The 24003-nt window shown below is 39.0% G+C and carries 20 protein-coding genes; 11 read left to right on the top strand and 9 right to left on the bottom strand.

Features of this window, described 5'->3' with window-relative positions:
• Nucleotides 1-93: 93 nt before the first annotated feature.
• The 7 genes from ppiD to bolA all read right to left on the bottom strand — a co-directional run bounded on the left by ppiD (nucleotide 94) and on the right by bolA (nucleotide 9794).
• Complete coding sequence (ppiD, locus tag DK865_RS11890; protein WP_109391998.1) at nucleotides 94-1971, bottom strand: peptidylprolyl isomerase; 1878 nt, start codon at nucleotides 1969-1971, stop codon at nucleotides 94-96.
• A 474-nt stretch (nucleotides 1972-2445) separates the two neighbouring features.
• On the bottom strand, nucleotides 2446-2721 hold the full coding sequence (gene hupB / locus DK865_RS11885; RefSeq protein ID WP_036911695.1) for a nucleoid-associated protein HU-beta: 276 nt from the start codon (nucleotides 2719-2721) through the stop codon (nucleotides 2446-2448).
• Between the two features lie 214 nt (nucleotides 2722-2935).
• Entirely contained in the window at nucleotides 2936-5296 is a 2361-nt protein-coding gene (gene lon, locus DK865_RS11880) for an endopeptidase La (RefSeq protein WP_109391997.1), read from the bottom strand.
• Between the two features lie 259 nt (nucleotides 5297-5555).
• Nucleotides 5556-6827 carry an ATP-dependent protease ATP-binding subunit ClpX gene (gene clpX, locus DK865_RS11875; RefSeq protein ID WP_023580862.1) on the bottom strand — a complete coding sequence of 424 codons (1272 nt, stop codon included), beginning with the start codon at nucleotides 6825-6827 and terminating at the stop codon, nucleotides 5556-5558.
• A 145-nt stretch (nucleotides 6828-6972) separates the two neighbouring features.
• Nucleotides 6973-7596 carry an ATP-dependent Clp endopeptidase proteolytic subunit ClpP gene (gene clpP / locus DK865_RS11870; protein ID WP_004245088.1) on the bottom strand — a complete coding sequence of 208 codons (624 nt, stop codon included), beginning with the start codon at nucleotides 7594-7596 and terminating at the stop codon, nucleotides 6973-6975.
• 257 nt (nucleotides 7597-7853) lie between these two features.
• Entirely contained in the window at nucleotides 7854-9158 is a 1305-nt protein-coding gene (tig, locus tag DK865_RS11865) for a trigger factor (RefSeq protein WP_023580863.1), read from the bottom strand.
• Nucleotides 9159-9479: 321 nt separating this feature from the next.
• The gene (gene bolA, locus DK865_RS11860) at nucleotides 9480-9794 is read right to left on the bottom strand and encodes a transcriptional regulator BolA (RefSeq protein WP_109391996.1); all 315 of its coding nucleotides are present in this window, start codon (nucleotides 9792-9794) and stop codon (nucleotides 9480-9482) included.
• 340 nt (nucleotides 9795-10134) lie between these two features.
• Between bolA and DK865_RS11855 the strand changes: the two genes are divergently transcribed.
• Nucleotides 10135-10713: a YajG family lipoprotein gene (locus tag DK865_RS11855; RefSeq protein ID WP_036911704.1), complete on the top strand. Its 579-nt coding sequence runs from the start codon at nucleotides 10135-10137 to the stop codon at nucleotides 10711-10713.
• Nucleotides 10714-10769: 56 nt separating this feature from the next.
• On the top strand, nucleotides 10770-12290 hold the full coding sequence (gene ampG, locus DK865_RS11850) for a muropeptide MFS transporter AmpG (protein ID WP_023580866.1): 1521 nt from the start codon (nucleotides 10770-10772) through the stop codon (nucleotides 12288-12290).
• Between the two features lie 77 nt (nucleotides 12291-12367).
• On the opposite strand, the gene dbpA is transcribed toward ampG, so the two are convergent.
• Nucleotides 12368-13741 (bottom strand): ATP-dependent RNA helicase DbpA, encoded by a 1374-nt coding sequence (gene dbpA / locus DK865_RS11845; protein ID WP_036911707.1) that lies wholly within the window; start codon nucleotides 13739-13741, stop codon nucleotides 12368-12370.
• Nucleotides 13742-14104: 363 nt separating this feature from the next.
• Here dbpA and DK865_RS11840 point away from each other — a divergent pair, with 363 nt between their 5' ends.
• From DK865_RS11840 to DK865_RS11810, 7 genes are all read left to right on the top strand, one after another.
• Complete coding sequence (locus DK865_RS11840; RefSeq protein ID WP_109391995.1) at nucleotides 14105-14866, top strand: nucleoside-specific channel-forming Tsx family protein; 762 nt, start codon at nucleotides 14105-14107, stop codon at nucleotides 14864-14866.
• A 496-nt stretch (nucleotides 14867-15362) separates the two neighbouring features.
• Nucleotides 15363-16313, top strand: coding sequence for a cytochrome o ubiquinol oxidase subunit II (cyoA, locus tag DK865_RS11835; RefSeq protein WP_023580868.1), 951 nt, complete (start codon nucleotides 15363-15365; stop codon nucleotides 16311-16313).
• Nucleotides 16314-16317: 4 nt separating this feature from the next.
• Nucleotides 16318-18300, top strand: coding sequence for a cytochrome o ubiquinol oxidase subunit I (gene cyoB / locus DK865_RS11830; protein ID WP_036911709.1), 1983 nt, complete (start codon nucleotides 16318-16320; stop codon nucleotides 18298-18300).
• Entirely contained in the window at nucleotides 18300-18911 is a 612-nt protein-coding gene (locus tag DK865_RS11825) for a cytochrome o ubiquinol oxidase subunit III (RefSeq protein ID WP_023580870.1), read from the top strand. The genes cyoB and DK865_RS11825 overlap by 1 nt, the downstream gene beginning before the upstream one ends.
• The gene (locus DK865_RS11820; RefSeq protein ID WP_006535101.1) at nucleotides 18911-19243 is read left to right on the top strand and encodes a cytochrome o ubiquinol oxidase subunit IV; all 333 of its coding nucleotides are present in this window, start codon (nucleotides 18911-18913) and stop codon (nucleotides 19241-19243) included. Before DK865_RS11825 ends, DK865_RS11820 begins: the two co-directional genes overlap by 1 nt.
• 11 nt (nucleotides 19244-19254) lie before the next feature.
• Nucleotides 19255-20139: a heme o synthase gene (gene cyoE / locus DK865_RS11815; RefSeq protein ID WP_036911803.1), complete on the top strand. Its 885-nt coding sequence runs from the start codon at nucleotides 19255-19257 to the stop codon at nucleotides 20137-20139.
• A gap of 174 nt (nucleotides 20140-20313) precedes the next feature.
• On the top strand, nucleotides 20314-21684 hold the full coding sequence (locus DK865_RS11810) for an MFS transporter (RefSeq protein WP_109391994.1): 1371 nt from the start codon (nucleotides 20314-20316) through the stop codon (nucleotides 21682-21684).
• A gap of 78 nt (nucleotides 21685-21762) precedes the next feature.
• On the opposite strand, the gene DK865_RS11805 is transcribed toward DK865_RS11810, so the two are convergent.
• On the bottom strand, nucleotides 21763-22254 hold the full coding sequence (locus DK865_RS11805) for a YajQ family cyclic di-GMP-binding protein (protein WP_109391993.1): 492 nt from the start codon (nucleotides 22252-22254) through the stop codon (nucleotides 21763-21765).
• 225 nt (nucleotides 22255-22479) lie between these two features.
• Here DK865_RS11805 and panE point away from each other — a divergent pair, with 225 nt between their 5' ends.
• Nucleotides 22480-23400 (top strand): 2-dehydropantoate 2-reductase, encoded by a 921-nt coding sequence (gene panE / locus DK865_RS11800; RefSeq protein WP_109391992.1) that lies wholly within the window; start codon nucleotides 22480-22482, stop codon nucleotides 23398-23400.
• Nucleotides 23369-23986, top strand: a complete 618-nt coding sequence (gene yajL / locus DK865_RS11795; RefSeq protein ID WP_023580874.1) for a protein deglycase YajL — start codon at nucleotides 23369-23371, stop codon at nucleotides 23984-23986. Before panE ends, yajL begins: the two co-directional genes overlap by 32 nt.
• The last annotated feature ends 17 nt before the right edge of the window (nucleotides 23987-24003 follow it).

Genomic DNA, 24003 nt, shown 5'->3' with positions numbered 1-24003 from the left:
AGTAACGAAGTTATTTACTTAGGTTATCAAAAATAGTCGCCATAAAAAAACCCAGCTTTATGCTGGGTTTTCAATGTAATCACTCAAATTCAATTATTGATAATCTTTATCAAAAATTTCAATTTTAGCGTTGTTTTTTAGGTCACGTAACATGAGTTGTAATGCTTCTTCACCCATCTGAGCACGATAGAGATTAGTCATAAACTCGAGTTGTTCAGATGTTGGTTTGCCATCTGTTACGCTATCTAATTGAATAAGAACGACTTTAGTACCAGGTACATTCGTCATACCATACTCTTTTTTACCTTCAGCTGGCTTTGGCATAGAGAAAATAGCGGTTTGTACTACATCTGTTGCCGATGAGTGAACAATACTTTCTTCACTACCAAACGAAATATTAGCCGCTTTCAGTGCTTCTTCGCCTTTGCCTTCTTTCAATGCAGCTAAAAGTTTTTGGGCTTCTGCATTCATTGCTTGTGATGCTTTTTGCTGTTTAACCAGCATAACAACCTGATCACGCACTTTGTCTAATGGTTGGCTTGCTGAAGGCTTATAACCTTCTACACGCACGATAAATGCACTGTCATTACCTAATGTCACCATGTCTGAATTCATGCCAGTTGGGCCATTTTCATCCACTAATGAACCCCCAAAAATTAACTGGGTGAGTTTTTCATTATTTAATGGTGCAGGAACCGTATTTTCATCAAACCAATCAGTATTAACAACAGTCACATTACCCGCTTTAGCAGCAGGAACGAGTGTGTCGTTGTCATTAGATGCAGCTTGGCTCACTTTTTGTTGTAATGCGAAGAAATCATCAATCGCTTTGTTTTCACGCATTTTAGCCAGTAAATCTGTTTTCACTTCATCAAATGGTTTTACAACAGATTGTTTGACATCATCAAGGCGGAAAATTGCATAACCATTGCTGATTTTAACAGGTTCAGAGATTTGACCTTTTTCTGTCAAACTTGCATTAGCCAGTTCTGGTAATTCTTGCCCAATGGTTATCCAACCTAAAGAACCATTTTGTTTTTTAGAGAAACTATCAATAGATTTTTCTTTCACTAACGAAACAAAATCAGCGCCTTTTTTTAGCTCATCTTCTGCTGCTTTAGCGGCTGCTTCATCAGCTAATACTAAGATACTGTACTGTTTCTGTCCGGCAGCTGTGAACTCATCAATATGACTATCGTAGTAAGCCTTCGCTTCTTCATCAGTAATGTTGATATTATTAAAATCTTTTTGAGCATTTAATTGGATATAGCTAATTTTAAATTGCTCTGGCGCGATGAACATTTGGTTATTTTGCTCATAAAACGCTTTCACTTCTTCATCAGATGCCGTTTCTTTTTCAAGGAATGGCTGAATATCTAATGATGCTAAACGCACATTACGGCTTTGTAGCATTAATCCTGCAAATTCTTTCACTTCGCTATCTAAGGCAAAATCCGTTCCTTGAATAGAAAATTTTAATTGCTGATTAATCAGGTTTTGGCGAATACCTTCGGCAAAGGCATCAGCATCAATATTATTGCCTTTCAATAAATCGACATATTTTTTATTGTCAAATTTGCCGTTAGTTTGAAAGTAAGGAAGTGCAAAAATAGCATCTCTAATTTGCTGGTCACCCGCTGAAATACCCAGCGTTTGTGCAAATTGATCAAGTAATGCTTGGTTGATCAATAAATCAAGCGATTGTTGGCGAATAAGTTTTTGTCCTTCTTCTGATGAAGCAAGAGCTGCAAAACTTTCACCCATATCTTGTTGTAGTTGAGCACGACGTTGCTGATAAGCTTGCTCTAATTGAGAACGGCTAATTTTATATCCGTTAACTTCTGCTGCATCATTAACGCCTGAACTAAAGAGGTATCCGCCCACACCAGTTAGGACGAAGGAGAGGATGATCACGGCTAATAATATCTTTATAAATGGATTATTAGCAGTGGAACGAATGTTGTCCATCATAACGAGACGAGGCTCCGTTTGGTGAAATAAAAATTATTTTTATGGGTGTTACACGACTATTTTGAGCACAGCGAAAAGATAATATGCCCATGCTGGCTTTATATCAAAATGTCGCGACACGCGACAATCATTAAAAACAGCCAGTCCCTTATTAATGCGCAGTCTTAACACGCACTTTCTATAACTAAGAAAAACTAAACAGCATTATTTGATTCATTGATTACGATAACTATTAAACTCACCACTGAATCATTCATTGTTGTCTATTTCAGTTATAGAACAACGCGCCATTCTATCAAATGACTACTTCAGTTTCACGTCTTATCGCCAGAGAATACAAGGTTTAATCGTGATTTATAACCTAAAAAAGAAAAGCGCATCTCAAAAAGATGCGCTTCATTTTTTAATTGAGTCGTTTTCTGTTTACCCATAACGTTAAGCTAATAACAAATTGGCAGAAAATAAGTTCAACTATTATTGATTAACTGCGTCTTTTAAGCCTTTACCTGCACGGAATGCAGGAACTTTTGCCGCTTCAATTTGAATTTCTTTACCTGTCTGTGGGTTACGACCTGTACGAGCTGCACGATCACGCACAGTGAAAGTACCGAAACCTACTAATGCTACATCATCACCTTTTTGTAAAGATTCAGTAATAGAAGCAACCAGAGCATCTACAACACGACCTGCTGCCGCTTTTGAGATATCTGCATTTGCAGCAATTTTGTCGATCAGTTGAGTTTTATTCACGCTTTCATCCCCATAATTTTATGCGTTATTTTTCACCATTAATGGCAAATTTTGCAAACGTCGTTATATCAAGCCTTTTTAGATATAGCAAGACCGATAAAACAGCATTTTTAATTAAAATCGCCATTAAATTAGCGACACAAAAAAAGGCTGGCAAGCTTTTATTACTTATCCAGCCTTTTTTTTAGCTATAATTTATGACTAATATCACGCTTTAGTGTGATTTATCAGTCACAACTTCCATGCCAAACGGCGAGTTTTGCAGGGCTAGCGATAAAACTTCCTCTATTGTTTTCACCGGGTGAATATCCAGATCAGCAACAATATTTTCAGGAATTTCTTCTAAATCACGTTTATTTTCATCAGGGATAAGAACTGTCTTAATTCCACCACGATGTGCAGCAAGTAACTTTTCTTTCAGCCCACCAATTGGCAATACTTGTCCACGTAACGTAATTTCGCCCGTCATAGCAACATCAGAACGTACAGGGTTACCTGTTAGGCTTGATACCAATGCAGTACACATTGCGATACCTGCACTTGGACCATCTTTCGGTGTTGCGCCTTCAGGAACGTGTACGTGCATATCACGTTTTTCATAGAAATCGCTATTAATGCCAAGTTTATCCGCACGAGCACGCACTACGGTCATTGCCGCTTGGATAGACTCTTGCATCACTTCACCTAACGAACCGGTAAATGTCAGCTTGCCTTTACCTGGTACACTTGCAGTTTCAATCGTCAGTAGATCACCACCAACTTCAGTCCATGCAAGTCCTGTTACCATCCCTACTCGGTTTTCTGTATCAGCACGACCGTAATCAACTTTACGAACACCTAAGTAGTCTTTGAGATTATCTTCGTTAATCTCAATATGTTTGATTGTGTTATCCATTAGCAGTTGTTTTACTGCTTTACGGCATAGTTTAGAAATTTCTCGTTCTAAACTACGTACACCCGCTTCACGCGTGTAATAACGAATAATGCCCATAATTGCGCTGTCATGAATTGTCAGCTCACTGGGTTTTAACGCATTACGTTCAATCTGTTTTGGTAACAAATGTTGCTTAGCAATATTCAGTTTTTCGTCTTCGGTATAACCTGATAAACGAATAACTTCCATACGATCTAACAATGGTGCCGGTATATTCATGGAGTTAGATGTCGCCACAAACATAACATCAGACAGATCGTAATCAACTTCCAGATAATGATCGTTAAATGCGATGTTTTGTTCTGGGTCCAACACTTCTAACAGTGCAGAAGCCGGATCGCCACGCATGTCTGATGACATTTTATCAATTTCATCTAACAGGAAAAGTGGGTTTTTAACGCCAACTTTTGCCATTTTCTGAATTAATTTACCCGGCATAGAACCGATGTAAGTACGACGGTGACCACGGATTTCAGCTTCATCACGTACACCACCTAACGCCATACGAACATATTTACGACCTGTTGCTTTAGCAATAGATTGACCCAGTGAGGTTTTACCTACACCCGGAGGTCCTACCAAGCACAGAATTGGCCCTTTAATTTTGCTAACACGTGACTGAACTGCGAGGTATTCAAGAATACGTTCTTTAACACGCTCTAAGCCATAATGGTCAGTATCAAGAACTTCTTGCGCTTTCACTAAGTCTTTTTTAACTTTGCTACGGCTATTCCAAGGAACTTGAACCATCCAATCAATATAGCTACGTACAACCGTGGCTTCTGCTGACATTGGCGACATCATTTTTAATTTCTGAAGTTCCGCTTCTGTCTTCTCTTTTGCCTCTTTTGGCATTTTAGCCGCGTCGATTTTACGTTTCAGCGATTCCATTTCATCAGGTGCATCATCCATCTCACCTAATTCTTTTTGAATCGCTTTCATTTGTTCATTGAGATAATACTCGCGCTGGCTCTTTTCCATCTGCTTTTTAACGCGGTTACGAATGCGTTTTTCAACTTGTAGCAGATCGATTTCTGACTCCATCATCGCCATTAAATACTCAAGGCGTTCTGTGACATCAGACATTTCAAGTACAGCTTGCTTATCTTTTAATTTCAGCGGCATATGAGAAGCAATGGTGTCTGCTAATTTCGCTGATTCTTCAATAGCATGTAATGAGGTTAATACCTCTGGCGGAATTTTTTTATTCAGCTTGATATAACCCTCAAACTGATTAATCGTTGTACGATTTAAGACTTCCTGTTCGCGCTCATCTACAGCTGGCGTTTCAAGGTATTCTGCTTTCGCCTGAAAATATTCACCATTATCAGATAACGTCGTAATTTTGGCACGACGAATACCTTCAACAAGGACTTTCACTGTTCCATCAGGCAGTTTTAGCATCTGTAAAACAGACGCAACTGTACCAACAGAAAAAAGATCATTAACACCTGGTTCGTCAGTAGATGCATCTTTCTGCGCAACCAGCATAATTTGTTTGTTGTCGTTCATCGCAGCTTCTAAGCAATGAATAGATTTTTCACGACCAACGAACAACGGGATCACCATATGCGGATATACAACGACATCACGTAATGGCAATACAGGTATTTCAATACGTTCTGGACGCTCAGGATTCATAGAGCTCTCTCTTCGTTTTTAGCTTAACGCTTTTACAGGTAATTTTATTCGCATGTCACCAAATAAAATTAATTCCACGGATTGTCAAAATATATAAGGGCACTTTTCTGACATTCAATAGCCTTACCCATTAAAAAAACAAAATGAGGGAAAATTCCCTCATTTTTATTGCGTTGGCGCGCCTTATCTTAAATTTTTCTCTTATTTTGAGAGAAAACAAGATAATGTCAGACAAGAGACATTGCCAAATTACGATGCATTATTCACCAGACGCTTGGTTTTCTAGCTGACTATAAATAATCAGTGGCTCAGATTTTCCATTAATAACGCCTTCATCAATGACCACTTTTTCTGCATTTTCAAATGAAGGAAGGTCATACATCGTATCAAGTAATGCTGCTTCAACAATCGAACGTAAACCACGAGCACCTGTTTTACGTACCATGGCTTTTTTCGCGATCGCAGTCAGCGCTTCCTTACGGAATTCTAAATCCACACCTTCTAATTTAAATAATGCCTGATATTGCTTAGTCAGTGCATTCTTAGGTTCTTGTAAGATTTGGATTAACGCCTCTTCGTTTAATTCGCCGAGCGTTGCAACAACAGGTAAACGACCAATAAACTCAGGGATAAGACCAAATTTAATCAGATCCTCTGGCTCAACTTGAGCTAATAATTCACCTTCGCTAGCTTTCTCTTTTTGGCTTTTAACTTCTGCACCAAAACCGATACCTGAATGTGTATTTAAGCGTTGTGCAACAACTTTATCGAGCCCTGCAAATGCACCACCACAAATAAAGAGAATTTTAGAAGTATCAACTTGTAAAAACTCTTGTTGTGGGTGCTTACGTCCGCCTTGTGGTGGAACAGAAGCTACAGTACCTTCAACTAATTTCAATAATGCTTGCTGTACACCTTCACCAGACACATCACGAGTGATTGATGGGTTTTCAGATTTACGGGTGATCTTGTCAATTTCATCAATATAAACAATACCACGTTGTGCTTTTTGCACATCGTAATCGCATTTTTGTAGCAGTTTTTGAATGATGTTTTCAACATCTTCACCCACGTAACCCGCTTCTGTTAGCGTTGTGGCATCTGCCATAGTAAAAGGAACATCAAGGTAGCGTGCTAATGTTTCTGCTAATAACGTTTTACCGCTACCAGTAGGACCAATCAGCAAAATATTACTTTTCCCCAGCTCAACACCATTGGCTTTATCGCCATTACGCAGACGTTTATAGTGGTTATAAACGGCAACAGCCAAAACTTTTTTAGCCAATTCCTGACCGATAACATAGTCATCAAGGTGCTTACGGATTTCATGTGGCGTTGGCAATTCACTGCGTTCATGATGAGGCGCCAGTTCTTTTATTTCTTCACGAATGATATCAACACAAAGATCGACACATTCATCACAGATATAAACCGACGGACCAGCGATCAATTTTTTTACTTCATGCTGGCTTTTACCGCAGAAAGAGCAATACAGAAGCTTCCCTGAGCTATCTTTGCGCTTATCTGTCATCAGTCAACCTCACTTAGTTATTCTTCTTATTCAATTAATAAGAAGAAGAAAGACTTTTTACATAAAGATATTAATAGCCGTTTCCTTTGCCGATTCTATAACAAAGGAAACGTGTTAATTCAATGACTATCACAACGTGTAATGATTAACTACGTTGAGTATAGACTTTATCCACTAATCCGTATTCTAACGCTTCGTTAGCGGATAAGAAACGATCACGCTCAGTGTCTCTTTCTATTTCTTCAATAGATTTACCTGTATGTTGAGCCATTAGCTCATTCATACGGGATTTTACTTTCAAAATTTCTTGAGCATGAATTTGAATATCTGTTGCTTGGCCTTGGTAACCACCTAATGGTTGGTGGATCATCACACGAGAGTTAGGTAAGCAAATACGTTTACCTTTCGCACCCGCAGATAATAAGAAAGCCCCCATTGAACACGCTTGCCCCATACAAATGGTACTCACATCTGCTTTGATATACTGCATGGTGTCATAAATAGACATACCCGCAGTAATAACACCACCTGGTGAGTTTATATACAGATTGATGTCTTTCTCTGGGTTTTCTGCTTCTAAAAATAGCATTTGAGCAACGATAAGATTAGCCATGTGATCTTCAACTTGGCCAGTCAGGAAAATAATACGTTCTTTTAATAAACGTGAGTAAATGTCGTAAGAACGCTCTCCTCGCGAAGTTTGCTCTATAACCATCGGCACCAGAGCCATATTAGGTGCGAATTGTTCCTGTGTGTCGTTAAATGACATGTCTGTCTCCTATTGCATTCTTATTGGTGCCAATGACAACAATTTTACTTGAGATAATTGATCATGACCATTTCTAATGATCTAATCTCTCACAAGACATTCAAGGCGCCTCGCGAGGAGTGATAAAGAGAATATAGAATTATCTGGAGATAATCGCTCAAATTTCAAGGCAAAATTTGATAAATATATATAAACTGAAAAAAACCCGTGGTAAAAACCACGGGTTTTTGCTTAAAACCGATATTCGCGGTTAAAAATTAACCCATCTGAACTTCGTTCATCAGTTCAGTAAAGTTAGTTTCTTTTTCAGTTACTTTAGCATTTGCTAAGATTTTTTCTACCGCTTGCTCTTCTAATGCAAGATTACGGATATTGTTCATCAGTTGTTCGTTCTTGTTGTAGAACTCAACAACTTCTGATGGATCTTCGTAAGCTGAAGCCATTTCGTCGATCAGTGCATTTACACGGTCGTCTTCTGCTTTCAGTTCATTACTATTGATCACTTCACCTAACAGTAATCCAACGATTACACGACGTTTAGCTTGTTCTTCGAACAGTTCACGTGGTAATTGCAGAGCTTGTTTCTCATCGCCACCAAAACGTTGAGCTGCTTGACGTTGCAGAACTTCGATTTCACTGTCAACAGCCGCTGCTGGTACGTCAACTTCGTTTGCTTTAACTAAGCCATCAATAACTTGTGATTTAACACGAGTACGGATTGCATTTTTCAGTTCACGTTCCATGTTTTTACGTACTTCAGCACGTAAGCCATCAACAGAACCATCAGCAATACCAAAACGTTTGATGAACTCTTCAGTTAATTCTGGCAGTTCACGCTCTTCAACTTTTTTCAGGTTGATAGCGAATTGTGCTTTTTTACCTTTCAGGTTTTCAGCGTGGTAATCTTCTGGGAAAGTCACATCAATTGTGAATTCTTCGCCAGCTTTATGACCGATAACGCCTTCTTCGAAACCTGGGATCATGCGACCTTGACCCATTGCCAGTACGAAATCTTCAGCTTTTCCGCCTTCAAATTCTTCACCGTCAATAGAACCGTTGAAATCAACAGTTACACGATCTTCTGCAGCAACTTCGCCGTCTTTATCTTTCCACTCTGCTTGTTGTTTACGCAGTGTTTCTAACATGTTATCAACGTCTTCGTCTTTAACAGTCACAACGGGTTTTACAACTTCAATGCTTTCCAGATCTTTCAGTTCGATTTCTGGGAAAACTTCGAATTCTACAGAGTAAACAAAGTCTTCACCTTCTTTGTATTGCTCTGGTTTGTAGTCAGGCGCGCCAACTGGGTTTACTTTGTTTTCGATGATAGCGTTAATGAAATTACGCTGCATCAGGTCACCCAGAACATCATTCAGTACTGACATACCGTAACGCTGTTTAACCATTGACATTGGAACGTGACCTTTACGGAAACCATCAATGCGAACAGTTTTAGCAGCTTTTTTCAGTTCACTGTCTACAGCAGTTTGGATATCAGCGGCTGGTACGGTGATTGTGACACGACGCCCTAGGCCTTGAGTCGTTTCAACAGAAACTTGCATCTTGTTACCTCAAAATAAGTTTTAGTGCTCGGTCTACTTTAAAGGAAACTAACATGATATTGACATGTTTAGATTTATTTTCCTTTCAGAACCGGGGCCGCCACATTTAAAAAAACGAGGATCCCTGATATCAGAAGCATCCCGAAACCTTACTGAAAATTAGACGCGACATTATAACGATCTCGAGGGGTTGAGTCGAGAAAGAGCCGTTTTATTCCTCAATTTTTTCATAAAATCGAGCAACTCTCCCCTTTTTCCCTCTATAAAGAACAAAAAATACGCATCTTAGGATCTATTTACTCACGATTAACGATAAGGTTGTTAATCTTCTTGGCTTCCGCCACGACACTCAGGAGAGCGTAATGCTTTATCCTGCTGTTCATTCCATTCATTCAAAGTAAAGGTGTGTAATGCTAATGCATGAACACCATTTTCCATTTCATGCGCTAATGTTTGGTACACATCACGATGGCGCGACACACTACGTTTCTCATTAAAATCATCACTCACGATAATGACTTTAAAGTGGCTTTCAGCACCTTCGGGCACATTATGGCGATGGCTTTCGTTTATGACTTGTAAAAAATGCGGTGAAAAGCGTGAAATCAGCTTATTCTCAATATCATCACGGATCATTTCTGCCCCTAATACTCTCGCCTTTATACCATGGCGAATAAAAAATAAGTCAACCAGACTATATTGATTGAGTCTTCATCAATACACAATGATGAGCTTATTCTGTTTAATTTTGCTGATGATAATCGCTTATTTTTCATCTTGAGTAAAACCATTGCCCCAATATTGCCAAATGCATGAGCAAAAATGAGAGTAATTTGAAATAAAATCAATTGATAAAATCAGATAATTTCGTTCGTTAAGGGGATATTAGCAACCTACCAGCAGTGGTATGATAGGCAAAAGTTTGAAGCCTATTCTACTTGTTAACACAACAGACATATTTAACCGAGATTACCTCATGATTAAAAATTTACTCTGTGCTGTTTTTGCATTAACACTGCTTTCAGGTTGTGCAACTCCTAGTAACAAATTATCTATTGAACCTGTGATGTCAGTGCCTGCGGCGGACCCAACAATGCGCCCTATTTCACTGAATATTTCCAGTCAAGACAAACGTGCATCAAAAAACCTAGCGGAAATCAACCGTAATGGAAAATTAGAAGTCCTGGTTCCAACTCGTGACATTGCCTTTTTAATGCAAGAAGTGCTACAAAAACAGATGGTCGCACGTGGTTTTATGATCGGTTCTCCTGCTTCTGCAGATGTGATTATTGTTATCAATAAACTCAATGCCGACGTGGGTGAAGGTAGTGTTCGTCATAATATCAGTGCAAAAGCAGATATTTCAGTTATTGTCACATTACCGAATGGCAGTTCTAATACCAAAACATTCCGCACTAGCTACAATGTTCAAGGTCCATTTGGTGCAACTAATGAGAAAATTGCCGCCGCGATTAACAATGTCTTAAGTGAACTCGTTAGCGATATGGCAAAAGACGCTTCAGTCAGTCAATTTATCAAATCTAACGCCCGTTAATTTTATTAAAATAAACGACCTGTTATTTCAAACAGGTCGTTGAAAGGAATTTTTGCATGGTTCAGCCCGCCTTCAAACAAACCACTTGGTATAAATCATTTATTCTTTTGTTACTTGGCTTTACTTCTGGATTACCTCTCGCATTAACAGCAGGTACATTACAAGCTTGGATGACAGTAGAAAATATCGATTTAAAAACCATTGGTTTTTTCTCATTGGTGGGACAAGCCTATGTTTTCAAATTCCTTTGGTCACCCTTTATGGATCGCTATACCCCTTCTTTCCTTGGTCGTCGCAGAGGATGGATGTTACTCACTCAAATAGGGTTAGTGCTTGGTATTGCAGGAATGGGATTTTTAAATCCTAATGATCATTTATGGTGGCTTGCTTCTTTAGCTGTCATAGTTGCCTTTTGTTCCGCTTCACAAGACATTGTTTTTGATGCCTATAAAACAGATATATTAAAAGCCGATGAGCGTGGTACAGGTGCTGCGGTTTCTGTCTTGGGCTATCGCATAGCTATGCTTGTTTCTGGAGGGATGGCACTTTGGTTAGCTGATAAATATATTGGCTGGCAAAATATGTATTGGTTAATGGCGGCATTAATGGGAATTGGTATTATTGCCACACTACTTGCCCAAGAGCCAGAAACCACGGTAAAACCACCACGTACACTCTATGAAGCGGTTATTGAGCCTTTATATGAGTTCTTCTCTCGTAATAATGCTTGGTTAATTTTACTGCTTATTGTGCTGTATAAAATGGGTGATGCCTTCGCCCTAAGTTTAAGTACCACTTTTCTTATTCGAGGCGCTGGATTTGATGCGGGTGAAGTAGGATTAGTCAATAAAACTCTTGGTCTTGCCGCCACCATTGTTGGGGCATTACTAGGTGGTTTATTAATGCGCCGTTGGAGTTTGTTTAAGGCACTGATGATTTTTGGTATTTTGCAAGGTGGTTCAAATATCGGTTATTGGTATTTAGCAATTTCTGAGCAAAGTATTTATAGCATGGGTGCGGTAGTTGCATTTGAAAATATCTGTGGCGGTATGGGAACAGCCGCATTCGTTGCCCTCTTAATGACGCTTTGCCATCTCTCTTTTTCAGCAACACAATTTGCATTGCTCTCGGCACTTTCTGCCATTGGTCGTGTGTATGTTGGACCCGTTGCAGGCTGGTATGTTGAAAGCCATGGTTGGGAGGCATTTTACCTTTTTTCTATTGTTGCGTCTGTCCCCGGTCTTATCTTGCTGTTGATTTCGAAAAACACACTTATTTATACACAAAAAACAGGCGAATTCCTTAGAAGAACTTTATTTATTAAACAGTACCGTTTTGCTATTTATGGTTTAATGCTGACTGTTCTTTTCTTTATTTGTAGTTTAATTCTTGTGGTGACAAATTCACTACCAACGTTAGAAATGTTCCAGTCTGTCGATTTTATTCAATCAATAGATACGGATAGATTAAGCGCTTGGGCTTCAACACTCTTTTTATATGGTGTTATTATTGGGGCTGTAAGCCTTGTCTTTGGCACAATTCTAGATTATCTAGCCCTTAAGAAAACAACATATTAGTTTTGTTACCTTCTCAAGGTATGCATCCTAAAAAAAAGACAGCTTAAGCTGTCTTTTTTATTTTTTGTTAAGATGATTTATCTAAATAATCTTACTTTTACTGCTTTGCCTTTAATTTTGCCTTGTTGCAGCTGTTTCCAGACTTGTTTTGCAATAGACTGTTTTACAGCCACATAAGCATGTGTTGGGTTAATCATAATTTTACCAATATCGGCACCATTGAATCCCATATCACCCGTTAATGCGCCTAAAATATCTCCTGGACGCATTTTGGCTTTTTTACCACCATCAATACATAATGTTGCCATTGTGGCTTCAAGAGGCGTAATTTGTAACCCAGTCGGTACGGGTAACCAATTTATCTTCATGTGAAGCATCTCTTCTAAAGCGTTAGCACGCTGAATTTCTTCTGGTGCACAAAAGCTGATCGCCAATCCACTTTCACCCGCTCTCGCTGTACGACCAATTCGGTGAACATGTACCTCAGGATCCCATGACAGTTCGTAGTTAATCACCATTTCTAACGCTTTAATATCCAGTCCACGTGCCGCAACATCTGTTGCGACTAAGACACGACAACTCCCATTAGCAAAGCGAATAAGCGTTTGATCGCGCTCTCTTTGCTCCATATCGCCATGTAGAGCAAGCACACTTTGATTGCTTTCTGTCAGTGTTTCATACACATCTTGGCAATCTCGCTTTGTGTTACAAAACACGACACAAGAAGCGGGTTGTTCACGACTTAAAAGCTTTTGCAACAATCCTATTTTTCCATGACGAGATATTTCATAGAACTGCTGTTCAACAGCAGGAAGCTCATCAACAGAATTGATTTCAATTGTGACTGGATTTTGCTGGATCTTACGGCTAATTGTTGCGATCTCATTTGGCCAAGTTGCAGAAAAGAGTAGCGTTTGGCGAGCCGTTGGCATACGAGAAATAATCTCGTTGATATCATCAAAAAATCCCATATCCAACATTCTGTCCGCTTCATCCAATACCAATGTTTTCACATCATCTAAAGTAACGGTCTCTTTTTTTAGGTGATCAAGCAATCTGCCCGGTGTTGCAACAATAATATGTGCAGCATGTATTAATGAATCACGCTGGATACTAAATGGAACACCACCACACAGCGTTAATACTTTGATATTAGGAAGATAACGAGCAAGACGGCGTAATTCATTTGCAACTTGATCAGCAAGCTCTCTCGTTGGGCATAAAATAAGTGATTGAGTATTAAACTGTTTTGCATCAATGTGTTGCAAAAGTCCCAAACCAAAAGCAGCCGTTTTACCGCTGCCTGTTTTTGCCTGAGCGCGAACGTCTTTTCCTTCAAGAATAGCGGGTAAAGCGGCTTCTTGAACTGGCGTCATAGTGAGATAACCCAATTCATTAAGGTTAGCAAGTTGTTCTGCAGGAAGTGCGTTAAGTTCAGCAAATGAGGTCACAATGAAAATTCCAAGTAAGATAAAAACGAATATTGGCTAATGATACTATCCCTTTATTCCTGTGTCGTGAGGTATTTTTACGCAATTCTTACCGCCTATTTTTCTGCCTTCTTTGACTCCCTTTTTTCCTTACCCTAAACCCCGTCATTAAGCTCTTAATCCATTCAAGATAGATAAAATAATAAAAATAAACTAAACAATGCTAAAATTCTTATTTCTAAATATCGATTTAATATTCTAGAAATTGATCATATTTTAAATATTATGATCTACAAATAGAGATTCAATAGGTTATAATTTCAAATATTATTAAAAAACAAATTCACCTCAAAATTGTTTCATTAAATTTAATTGAGATTAATCATGATAAAAAAAACATTTTTATTAGCCATCGCAAGTACACTTTCTTTATCAGCTCAGGCTAGCTATTTAGGTGGCTTCGCTAATACCAGCATTAATTATCTTGATTGGACTACTCACACAACACACAAAACAGGGCAATCTTCTCATAAAGATGATTTTGCCTATTTAGAACTCGAAGGTGGCGCTAACTTTTCATGGGGTGAGTTTTACGGTTTTTTTGATCTAGAAAACCCATTTAATCCTCGAAAAACACAACCGGGTGATAATCAACGTTATACCGTTAAAGCAACCAGCCGTATTTATTTAGGTGAAAGTCATTTTAATTTATACGGACACGTTTACGGTACATGGTCACTTCCGGGCAAAGAAAACAATGGTAACTTCCATGAAGTTAATACACTTTACGGCTTAGGCTATAACACACAAATTGATAATTTATGGTTTAAACCATTTATCGCACTTCACTATGTCGATCAAACTTACTATTCAGGAAATAATGGCTACGTCGTTGGCTGGGTTGCTGGATATGATTTTTCTGTTAGTGATCAAAACTTTAGCATTACTAATTGGCATGAAATGGAATTTAACCGTCATGAACGTTATGGCAATGGTGGGAAAAATGGGTTTAATGGCGCTTTAGCTTTTTGGTGGCATCCAACGACCTCTATTACCGCGGGTATTCAATATCGTTATGCTTATAAAAAGTTAGGCGAAGATTTTCTGCAAGACGGCATTGTATATAGCCTGAAATATAATTTTTGATCACTAATTGTTAATTTTTATTACAGCGAAAGCATTTTTATTCGCTGTAACCTCTTTTTATCACTTAATGAAAAATTTTCTCATTGGATATAAACATTCGCAAAACAGCCAATTCCCCATATTAAAAATCATACAATGATCAAATGAAGATATTAAACATCAACATGGAAAGGATTTTTCCTATTAACTCTCCTCCGACCTCTATTTTGTTTATTTTTTACTCAAAATACGTTTTCTTACACTTTTTACTGCATTTTTATTTGTAAAAATATGTATTTATTTTAAAAACATGATACTTTATGAAATTATAGTTAACACCCTATAATTAAATTAACATTTATTTAATAGTTTGATTACTTGTGATCACATTAACACAAAAGACCAACCAACCACTTACTTACCATTACAATTGTTTACACTGTCGCAACCTTACCGTAAAATGTCCTTACTGATACTGATGAAACAACAATAGAACCTTTGTCATTTGGGTCGTTGGATGAGACTTATGAAATACATAAAAAGTATTGGGACACTCTCGCTATTAGCTGCAGCTCTTTTATTAAGTGGCTGTGATATGGCGTTAATGAATCCCAAAGGCGCTATCGGCGCTGAGCAAAAAACATTAATCCTCATTGCACTTGGTTTAATGTTAATTGTTGTGATACCGGTAATACTGATGGTGATTGTTTTCGCTTTTCGCTACCGTGAATCCAATACAAAAGCCACCTATCGCCCAAACTGGGCTCACTCCAATAAAATTGAACTCGTCGTTTGGACGGTGCCAATTATCATTATTGTGATTTTGGCGAGTATTACATGGAAAACAACCCATGAACTCGATCCTTACAAACCCTTAGAGTCCACAGAAAAACCTGTCACCATTGAAGTTGTTTCAATGGATTGGAAATGGTTATTTATCTATCCAGAACAAGGTATTGCAACAGTTAATGAACTGGCTTTCCCTACTAATGTTCCTGTTAATTTCAAAATCACGTCTGACTCTGTCATGAACTCATTCTTTATTCCTCGTTTAGGTGGACAAATCTATGCGATGGCAGGAATGCAGACTAAATTGCACTTAATTGCTAATGAACCAGGTGAATATCAAGGTATGTCAGCAAGCTATAGTGGACACGGTTTCTCTGATATGAAATTTACAGCGATTGCGACACCTGATCGTGCCGGTTTCGATGCGTGGGTTGAAAAAGTCAAACAATCGCCAGATACGTTAAATACGACCGCTGCATTTAATGAACTTGCTAAACCAAGCCAGAAAAATCCAGTGACCTACTATTCAAGCGTGAAGCCAATGTTATTCCAAGAGACCATTTCTAAATTTGGTCATACGGGTCATGGCGCTCACACCAGTGGCAATCAGACAGCACATGCTGATGCAACAATGAATATGAACATGAGCCATGCGGCACATGCAGGAGCAGAGGAATAAAGGCATGTTCGGAAAATTAACTCTTGATGCAATCCCACTACATGAGCCAATTATCGTCGTTACTTTACTCGGTATTGTTCTTGGTGGGCTTGCTGTTGTTGGCGCACTAACTTATTTTCGTAAATGGAAATGGTTATGGAGCGAATGGTTAACCAGCGTTGACCATAAAAAAATTGGTATTATGTATATCCTCGTTGCAATGGTCATGATGTTCCGTGGCTTTGCCGATGCGATTATGATGAGAAGCCAACAAGCGCTAGCCTCTGCCGGCGAAGCGGGTTTCTTACCACCTCATCACTATGATCAGATTTTTACCGCACACGGCGTTATCATGATTTTCTTCATGGCAACACCTTTCGTTGTGGGTCTGATGAACCTCGTTGTACCTTTACAAATTGGTGCTCGTGATGTGGCATTCCCTTTCCTTAACTCGCTGAGTTTCTGGTTCTTTGTTGTTGGTGTGGTACTAATCAACATTTCTTTAGGGATTGGTGAATTCGCACAAACGGGTTGGTTAGCTTATCCACCGCTTTCTGGCTTAGAGTATAATCCAGGCGTCGGGGTCGATTATTGGATATGGAGCTTACAAATATCAGGTATTGGTACGCTTCTGACCGGGGTTAACTTCTTCGCGACTATCCTGCGTATGCGTGCGCCGGGTATGAGCATGATGAAAATGCCAGTATTCTCTTGGGCTGCTTTATGTACTAACGTCCTGATTATTGCTGCATTCCCAATTTTAACCGTTACTATTACGTTGTTAACATTAGACCGCTATCTTGGTACGCACTTCTTTACCAATGATATGGGCGGTAATATGATGATGTACATCAACCTCGTATGGGCTTGGGGTCATCCAGAAGTTTATATCCTTGTTCTGCCAGTATTTGGTGTCTTCTCTGAAGTTACAGCAACATTCTCTAAAAAACGGTTATTCGGATATACCTCTTTAGTAGGTGCAACTGTCGTTATTACCGTATTGTCATTTATCGTTTGGTTACACCACTTCTTTACCATGGGCTCTGGCGCTAACGTCAATGCTTTCTTCGGTATCGCCACGATGATCATCGCTATACCAACAGGGGTTAAAATCTTTAACTGGCTGTTTACGATGTATCAAGGTCGTATCGAATATAAAAGCCCAATGCTGTGGACTATCGGTTTCCTTATCACCTTCTCTGTTGGGGGGATGACTGGGGTTCTGTTAGCCGTTCCGGGTGCAAACTTTGTTTTACATAATAGCTTATTCTTAATCGCTCACTTCCATAACGTTATTATTGGTGGTGTGGTATTTGGCTGTTTCGCGGGTATGACTTACTGGTTCCCTAAAGCATTCGGTTTCACACTGAATGAGAAATGGGGTATCCGTGCATTCTGGTTCTGGTTTATCGGCTTCTTTATGGCCTTTATGCCACTGTATATTCTTGGCTTTATGGGTATGACTCGTCGTATCAGCCAAAATATCAATCCAGAATTCCATCCAATGCTGATGGTTGCTGCGGGTGGTGCTGCACTGATTGCGATCGGTATCGCTTGTCAAGTTGTTCAGATCTACGTAAGTATCCGTGACCGCGATCAAAACCGTGACTTAACGGGAGATCCATGGGGCGGACGTACTCTGGAATGGTCAATTTCTTCACCAGCGCCTTTCTATAACTTTGCCGTTGAACCGAATGTTCAAACTCGTGATGAGTGGTGGGATCAGAAAGAAAAAGGCACAGCTTATCAACGTCCAACCAAATATGAACCTATCCATATGCCTAAAAACACTGGCGCTGGTGTGATTATTTCAGCATTCAGCTTAGTACTTGGCTTTGCCATGATCTGGCATATCTGGTGGTTAGCTATCGTTGGTTTCGCTGGCATGATTGTCACTTGGATCGTGAAAAGCTTTGATACAGATGTGGATTACTATGTCCAAGTACCTGAAATTGAAGCTCTCGAGAATAAGCATTATGAAGAACTGAAAAAAGCAGGTGTGAAATAATGTCTACTCAAACTTTAAATAACACAAACGCCCATGAGCATCATGGGCACCACGATGCAGGAGCGACGAAAGTTTTCGGCTTCTGGATCTATCTAATGAGCGACCTTATCCTGTTTGCCAGCTTATTCGCCACTTATGCGGTGCTTGTGAACGGGATTGCAGATGGTCCTTCAGGTAAAGAGATTTTTAGCTTACCGTTTGTTTTAGTTGAAACCTTCTTACTGCTATTTAGTAGTATTACTTTTGGTTTCGCTATGCTGAGCATGAATAAAGGTAGCGTTAGCCAAGTTAATCTATGGCTATTTGTTACTTTCTTATTCGGCTTAGGTTTCGTCATCATGGAAGTTTACGAATTCCATGAGCTAATCGCAGAAGGTTATGGCCCAGATCGCAGTGCATTCTTATCTGCATTCTTTGCACTAGTTTCAACACACGGTCTTCACGTGACTGCGGGTTTAATTTGGATTGTTATTATGATGATCCAAGTATCACGCCGTGGTTTAACAGAAGTTAACCGTACTCGTTTAAGCTGTTTAAGTCTGTTCTGGCACTTCCTTGACGTTGTCTGGATCTGTGTGTTCACCGTAGTTTATCTGATGGGAGCGATGTAATGAGTCATCCAAATACTTCTCCTTCAGGCGCAAGCCACGGCAGCATGAAGTCTTATCTGATCGGCTTTATTCTGTCTGTTATCCTCACCGTTATTCCATTTTGGATGGTGATGGAAGGAACAGCGACACCAGCAACCATTCTATGGACTGTTGTCGGTATGGCAGTTGTGCAGATTGTAGTTCACTTAGTCTGTTTCTTGCATATGAATACGTCATCAGAAGAGCGCTGGAACGTCGTCGCATTCCTGTTCACACTGCTTATTATCGGCATTGTTGTCGTAGGCTCGTTGTGGATTATGTACAACCTGAACATCAATATGATGATGGATTAAGAGTTGTCGCTATGATTAAGCAATACCTACAAGTCACCAAACCAGGAATTATTTTTGGAAATTTAATTTCTGTAATAGGTGGTTTTCTACTCGCTTCTAAAGGTGAGATTGATTACTCCCTATTTTTCGCGACTCTACTTGGGGTGTCTCTGGTCGTTGCTTCTGGTTGTGTTTTTAACAACTACATTGACCGTGATATTGACCGTATCATGGAAAGAACGAAGAATCGTCCATTAGTTAAAGGATTAATTGACCCTCAAATTAGCCTGATTTATGCCTCAGTATTAGGTATTGCAGGTGTTGTGCTGCTCTATGTAGCAGCCAACCCACTTGCAATGTTTATCGCTGTATTCGGTTTTATTATTTATGTTGGGGTTTATAGCCTCTATATGAAGCGTAAATCTGTTTATGGCACACTGATTGGAAGTTTATCTGGCTCTGCACCTCCTGTTATCGGTTATTGTGCCGTTAGCGGTGAATTTGATGCAGGCGCGGCAATCCTATTACTTATCTTTAGTTTGTGGCAAATGCCTCACTCTTATGCCATTGCTATTTTCCGTTTTAAAGACTACCAAGCTGCCAATATCCCTGTATTACCGGTAATTAAAGGGATCTCAGTCGCTAAACGTCATATCATTCTCTATATTCTGGCGTTTATGATTGCAACCTTAATGCTGACATTAGTAGGTTACGCGGGCTATAAATACCTGGTTGTGGCTTCCGCTGTCAGTATTTGGTGGTTAGGCATGGCTTTATCTGGTTACAAAGCAACCAATGATATTGTGTGGGCACGAAAATTATTTATTTTCTCTATTGTCGCAATAACTTCATTAAGCGTAATGATGTCTGTTGATCCAACAAGCTCAACAGAAGCGGTTTTTGCGTATCTAAGATAATGTATTTATTGAAGTAACTCCAATACCAGTCAGCCTTCTGACTGGTATTTTTTTATCTCTTTTATGACTTCACCTGTTATCAGTACAGTTTTGTCTTTTTTGTATCCCATTTATTGATTAACCTCGCCAAGATTTGCCATTACAATGGGGAGGATCAGTAATACGAGGTAATCCATGAATGATAATAAAATGACCCCATTAGAGCGCAAAGCCACATGGGGACTAGGCACTGTTTTTTCTCTTCGCATGCTTGGCATGTTTATGGTACTCCCAGTTTTAACCACCTATGGGCTTCAACTACAACACGCAACAGAATCTCTCATTGGATTAGCCATCGGTATTTATGGATTAACACAAGCTATATTCCAAATTCCTTTTGGTATTTTCTCTGATAAATTTGGTCGAAAACCTATGATTGTTTTTGGCCTAATTATTTTTATTATTGGTAGTTTGATTGCAGCTCTCAGTGACAATATCTACGGCATTATTATTGGTAGAGCATTACAAGGAGCGGGCGCTATCTCAGCAGCGGTAATGGCTTTATTATCAGATTTAACACGAGAACAAAATAGAACAAAAGCTATGGCCTTTATTGGTATTAGCTTTGGAATAACGTTCGCTTTAGCCTTAGTTTTAGGACCTATTTTAACGCATATCTTTGGCTTACATGGCCTATTTTGGGGAATTGCCCTACTCGCCTTCGGTGGCATTATTATTACGCTTTTTACTGTACCGAATAGCGAACACTCTATTCTTAATCGAGAGTCAGGTTTTGTTAGAGGCAGCGTAAAAAAGGTTTTATTTGATGCACAGCTGCTTAAACTTAATATAGGCATCTTTTCACTACATACTTTATTAATGGCTGCATTTGTTGCACTTCCTCTGGTTATGAGTAGTGCGGGTTTAGCAAAAGAGAAACATTGGATTGTTTATCTCGTCACTATGCTTATTGCCTTTATTACTGTACTGCCTTTTATTATCTATGCAGAAAAGAAACGAAAGATGAAACAAGTTTTCTTACTCTGTATTTTCTTACTTATTATTGCTCAAGCCATTCTTATTATTTCAGACTCTAGCTTATGGTTAATCATTGCGGGTATTCAGGTTTTCTTTATTGGATTTAATATTATGGAAGCCCTTCTTCCTTCATTAATCAGTAAAGAAGCCCCCGCTGGTTATAAAGGTACAGCGATGGGAATTTATTCCACCAGCCAATTTTTAGGTGTCGCCTTGGGCGGAATATTAGGGGGATGGCTTTACCAGCATTATAATGCACAAACTGTATTTTTAGGCTGTTTAGTGATTGGTCTTATTTGGTTTTTCATTAGCCTTACATTACGCCAACCCTCTTATGTCAGTAGCTTACGCATTGAATTACCTAAACGTTTATCTTCAAGCCAACAACAGCAACTGCAACAATTATTTAAGCAACAAGCGGGTGTTAATGAAGTTGTGATGATGGCGGATGAGCAGAGTGCTTATATCAAGGTTGATACTAAACAGACGCCGAGAACAACATTAGAATCTCTGATCCCTTTAGTTTAAGATCCAATAAATTGACGGGATAAAATAAAAATGCGCTGTTAAACCAGCGCATTTTTGTATGACTAAATAGATAAAAAATTAGTCACGGAAATTGTTAAATTGGAATGGCTGCCCTAACTCACCTTCTCTCACTAATTTCATCACCGCTTGTAGATCGTCACGCGATTTACCCGTAACGCGAACTTGCTCACCTTGAATTTGAGCCTGAACTTTCAATTTGCTGTCTTTGATCAACTTAACAATTTTTTTCGCTAAAGCTGAATCAATACCTTGTTTTAAGGTAGCTTCTACGCTGTACATTTTTCCGCTGTGAGTCATCTCTTCAGGGATATTTAATACCGCACCATCGATCCCTCTTTTTGCCATTTTCTCACGCAGAATATCTAATAATTGTTGAACCTGAAATTCAGATACACTGGTTGTTTTCACTGACTCTGCTTTTTCGTTTAATTCAAAACTTGCTTCAACGTTACGAAAATCCCAGCGAGTAGTCAGTTCACGTTGCGCGTTTTCCACCGCATTACGCACTTCATGTAAGTCAACTTCAGATACGATATCAAAAGATGGCATTCTTTCTTCCTCAATAAATAAATACAACCCGAATAATAGCTTCTTTTAGGGTTGCAAAAAAGCATTGCACATTCAATAACAAATTTATCCCCTTGTTTTACCTTTATGGTAAAGCGCAAACATACTTTAAACTGAGAAGTGTAATCAATGTTATAATTTTAGCTAAATAGTCTAATGACCGTCAGTAGCGACCTTACGCTATTACGATTTGCAAAAAGAGGCACAATGAAAATTACCATTTTAGGGTGTGGTTCAATTGGTAAACTTTGGATTGCAGCTTTAACACGTCAATCTCATGAAGTACAAGGTTGGCTAAGAGTACCTCAGCCTTTTTTAGACGTAAGTGTTGATAACATTAATGGTGAGCCTTTTTATCAGCGTATTACCGCAAATCAACTTGAGTGGTTAAAACAAAGCGAATTATTAATTGTTTGCTTAAAATCTTGGCAAGTATCAGATGCCGTTAATGCGCTATTACCCTATCTATCTGCACAATGTCCGATTTTACTCATTCATAATGGTATGGGCACTGCTGATGAATTAACAGCAGCACAACACCCAGTTATCAGACCTATATTACAAGGCATTATTACTCATGGTGCTTATCAACAAGGACAAGATGTTATTCATACTGCAACAGGAATAACACATATAGGCCCATTAAATCATGCAGCTCAACAATATAGCTATTTAGCAGAAACCTTGCATCATGCTTTGCCCGATGTCGCTTGGCATAATGATATCCATACGATTAGTTGGCTAAAACTTGCTGTTAATTGTGTTATTAACCCTCTCACCGTTTATTATCAATGCCGAAATGGAGATTTATTGCGTTATCCTGAACATATTCAAAAAGTATGCGACGAAGTTTATCAAGTGATGGAACGTGAAGGGGTTATTCCCACCTCCCAAACACATCTTCATGGCTATATTATTGATACCATAGAACAAACAGCCAATAATTATTCTTCTATGTATCAAGATGTGAAATATCAACGCCATACAGAGATTGACTATATTACGGGTTATTTATTGCGTCGAGCTTCAGAACAAGGGCTTGTATTACCAGAAAATAACCAACTTTTTCAATTTATTAAACAACAGGAAGGCAATTATGACCATATCAGCACTCATCTGCCTAGCTAATGGAAGTGAAGAAACCGAAGTCGTTACTACCGCAGATTTGCTGGTAAGGGCTGGGATTAATGTCGTGCTTGCAAGTGCAGAAGATGATGTTGATGAACTAATTATTACATGTTCACGAGGCATAAAACTTGTCGCAGATGCCCCGTTAGTTCGTGTTGTCGATCATCACTATGACGTTATTATTCTACCCGGTGGATTACAAGGCACAGAAACCTTAAGAGATAGCCCTTTAGTCGTTGAAAAAGTACGTCGTATGCATAGTGAAAATAAACTTGTCGCCGCTATCTGTGCAGCACCCGCAATGATCCTTGAATCTCACAATATTTTTCCCATCGGGAATATGACGGGCTTTCCTGCATTAAAAGATAAAATATCACCCAAAAAATGGGTTGATTACCGCGTCTATTATGATGAAAGAGTTAACTTAATTACTAGCCAAGCACCCGCAACATCTATCGATTTCGCATTAAAAATTATTGAGCGTTTAAAAGGTAAAGAAGCGGCTGCCGATGTTGCCAAACAACTTGTATTACCACCCGGTATTTATAATTACCAAGATGAGTTTACTGGATTTGGGGATAGGTAGATAATAAAAGCCACTAT

This window comes from Proteus cibi (assembly GCF_003144405.1).
Lineage (GTDB): Bacteria > Pseudomonadota > Gammaproteobacteria > Enterobacterales > Enterobacteriaceae > Proteus > Proteus cibi.
The sequence above is the reverse complement of the archived record's forward strand: the minus strand, read 5'-3'. Positions and strand labels throughout refer to the sequence as shown.

Coding starts and splice junctions, on each gene's coding strand:
- clpX (WP_023580862.1), bottom strand. CDS start 6,827: ATGACAGATAAGCGCAAAGATAGCTCAGGGAAGCTTCTGTATTGCTCT.
- cyoB (WP_036911709.1), top strand. CDS start 16,318: ATGTTCGGAAAATTAACTCTTGATGCAATCCCACTACATGAGCCAATT.
- DK865_RS11810 (WP_109391994.1), top strand. CDS start 20,314: ATGAATGATAATAAAATGACCCCATTAGAGCGCAAAGCCACATGGGGA.
- tig (WP_023580863.1), bottom strand. CDS start 9,158: ATGCAAGTTTCTGTTGAAACGACTCAAGGCCTAGGGCGTCGTGTCACA.
- clpP (WP_004245088.1), bottom strand. CDS start 7,596: ATGTCATTTAACGACACACAGGAACAATTCGCACCTAATATGGCTCTG.
- yajL (WP_023580874.1), top strand. CDS start 23,369: ATGACCATATCAGCACTCATCTGCCTAGCTAATGGAAGTGAAGAAACC.
- DK865_RS11840 (WP_109391995.1), top strand. CDS start 14,105: ATGATAAAAAAAACATTTTTATTAGCCATCGCAAGTACACTTTCTTTA.
- DK865_RS11825 (WP_023580870.1), top strand. CDS start 18,300: ATGTCTACTCAAACTTTAAATAACACAAACGCCCATGAGCATCATGGG.
- panE (WP_109391992.1), top strand. CDS start 22,480: ATGAAAATTACCATTTTAGGGTGTGGTTCAATTGGTAAACTTTGGATT.
- ampG (WP_023580866.1), top strand. CDS start 10,770: ATGGTTCAGCCCGCCTTCAAACAAACCACTTGGTATAAATCATTTATT.
- cyoE (WP_036911803.1), top strand. CDS start 19,255: ATGATTAAGCAATACCTACAAGTCACCAAACCAGGAATTATTTTTGGA.
- DK865_RS11855 (WP_036911704.1), top strand. CDS start 10,135: ATGATTAAAAATTTACTCTGTGCTGTTTTTGCATTAACACTGCTTTCA.
- lon (WP_109391997.1), bottom strand. CDS start 5,296: ATGAATCCTGAGCGTCCAGAACGTATTGAAATACCTGTATTGCCATTA.
- DK865_RS11820 (WP_006535101.1), top strand. CDS start 18,911: ATGAGTCATCCAAATACTTCTCCTTCAGGCGCAAGCCACGGCAGCATG.
- bolA (WP_109391996.1), bottom strand. CDS start 9,794: ATGATCCGTGATGATATTGAGAATAAGCTGATTTCACGCTTTTCACCG.
- cyoA (WP_023580868.1), top strand. CDS start 15,363: ATGAGACTTATGAAATACATAAAAAGTATTGGGACACTCTCGCTATTA.
- ppiD (WP_109391998.1), bottom strand. CDS start 1,971: ATGATGGACAACATTCGTTCCACTGCTAATAATCCATTTATAAAGATA.
- DK865_RS11805 (WP_109391993.1), bottom strand. CDS start 22,254: ATGCCATCTTTTGATATCGTATCTGAAGTTGACTTACATGAAGTGCGT.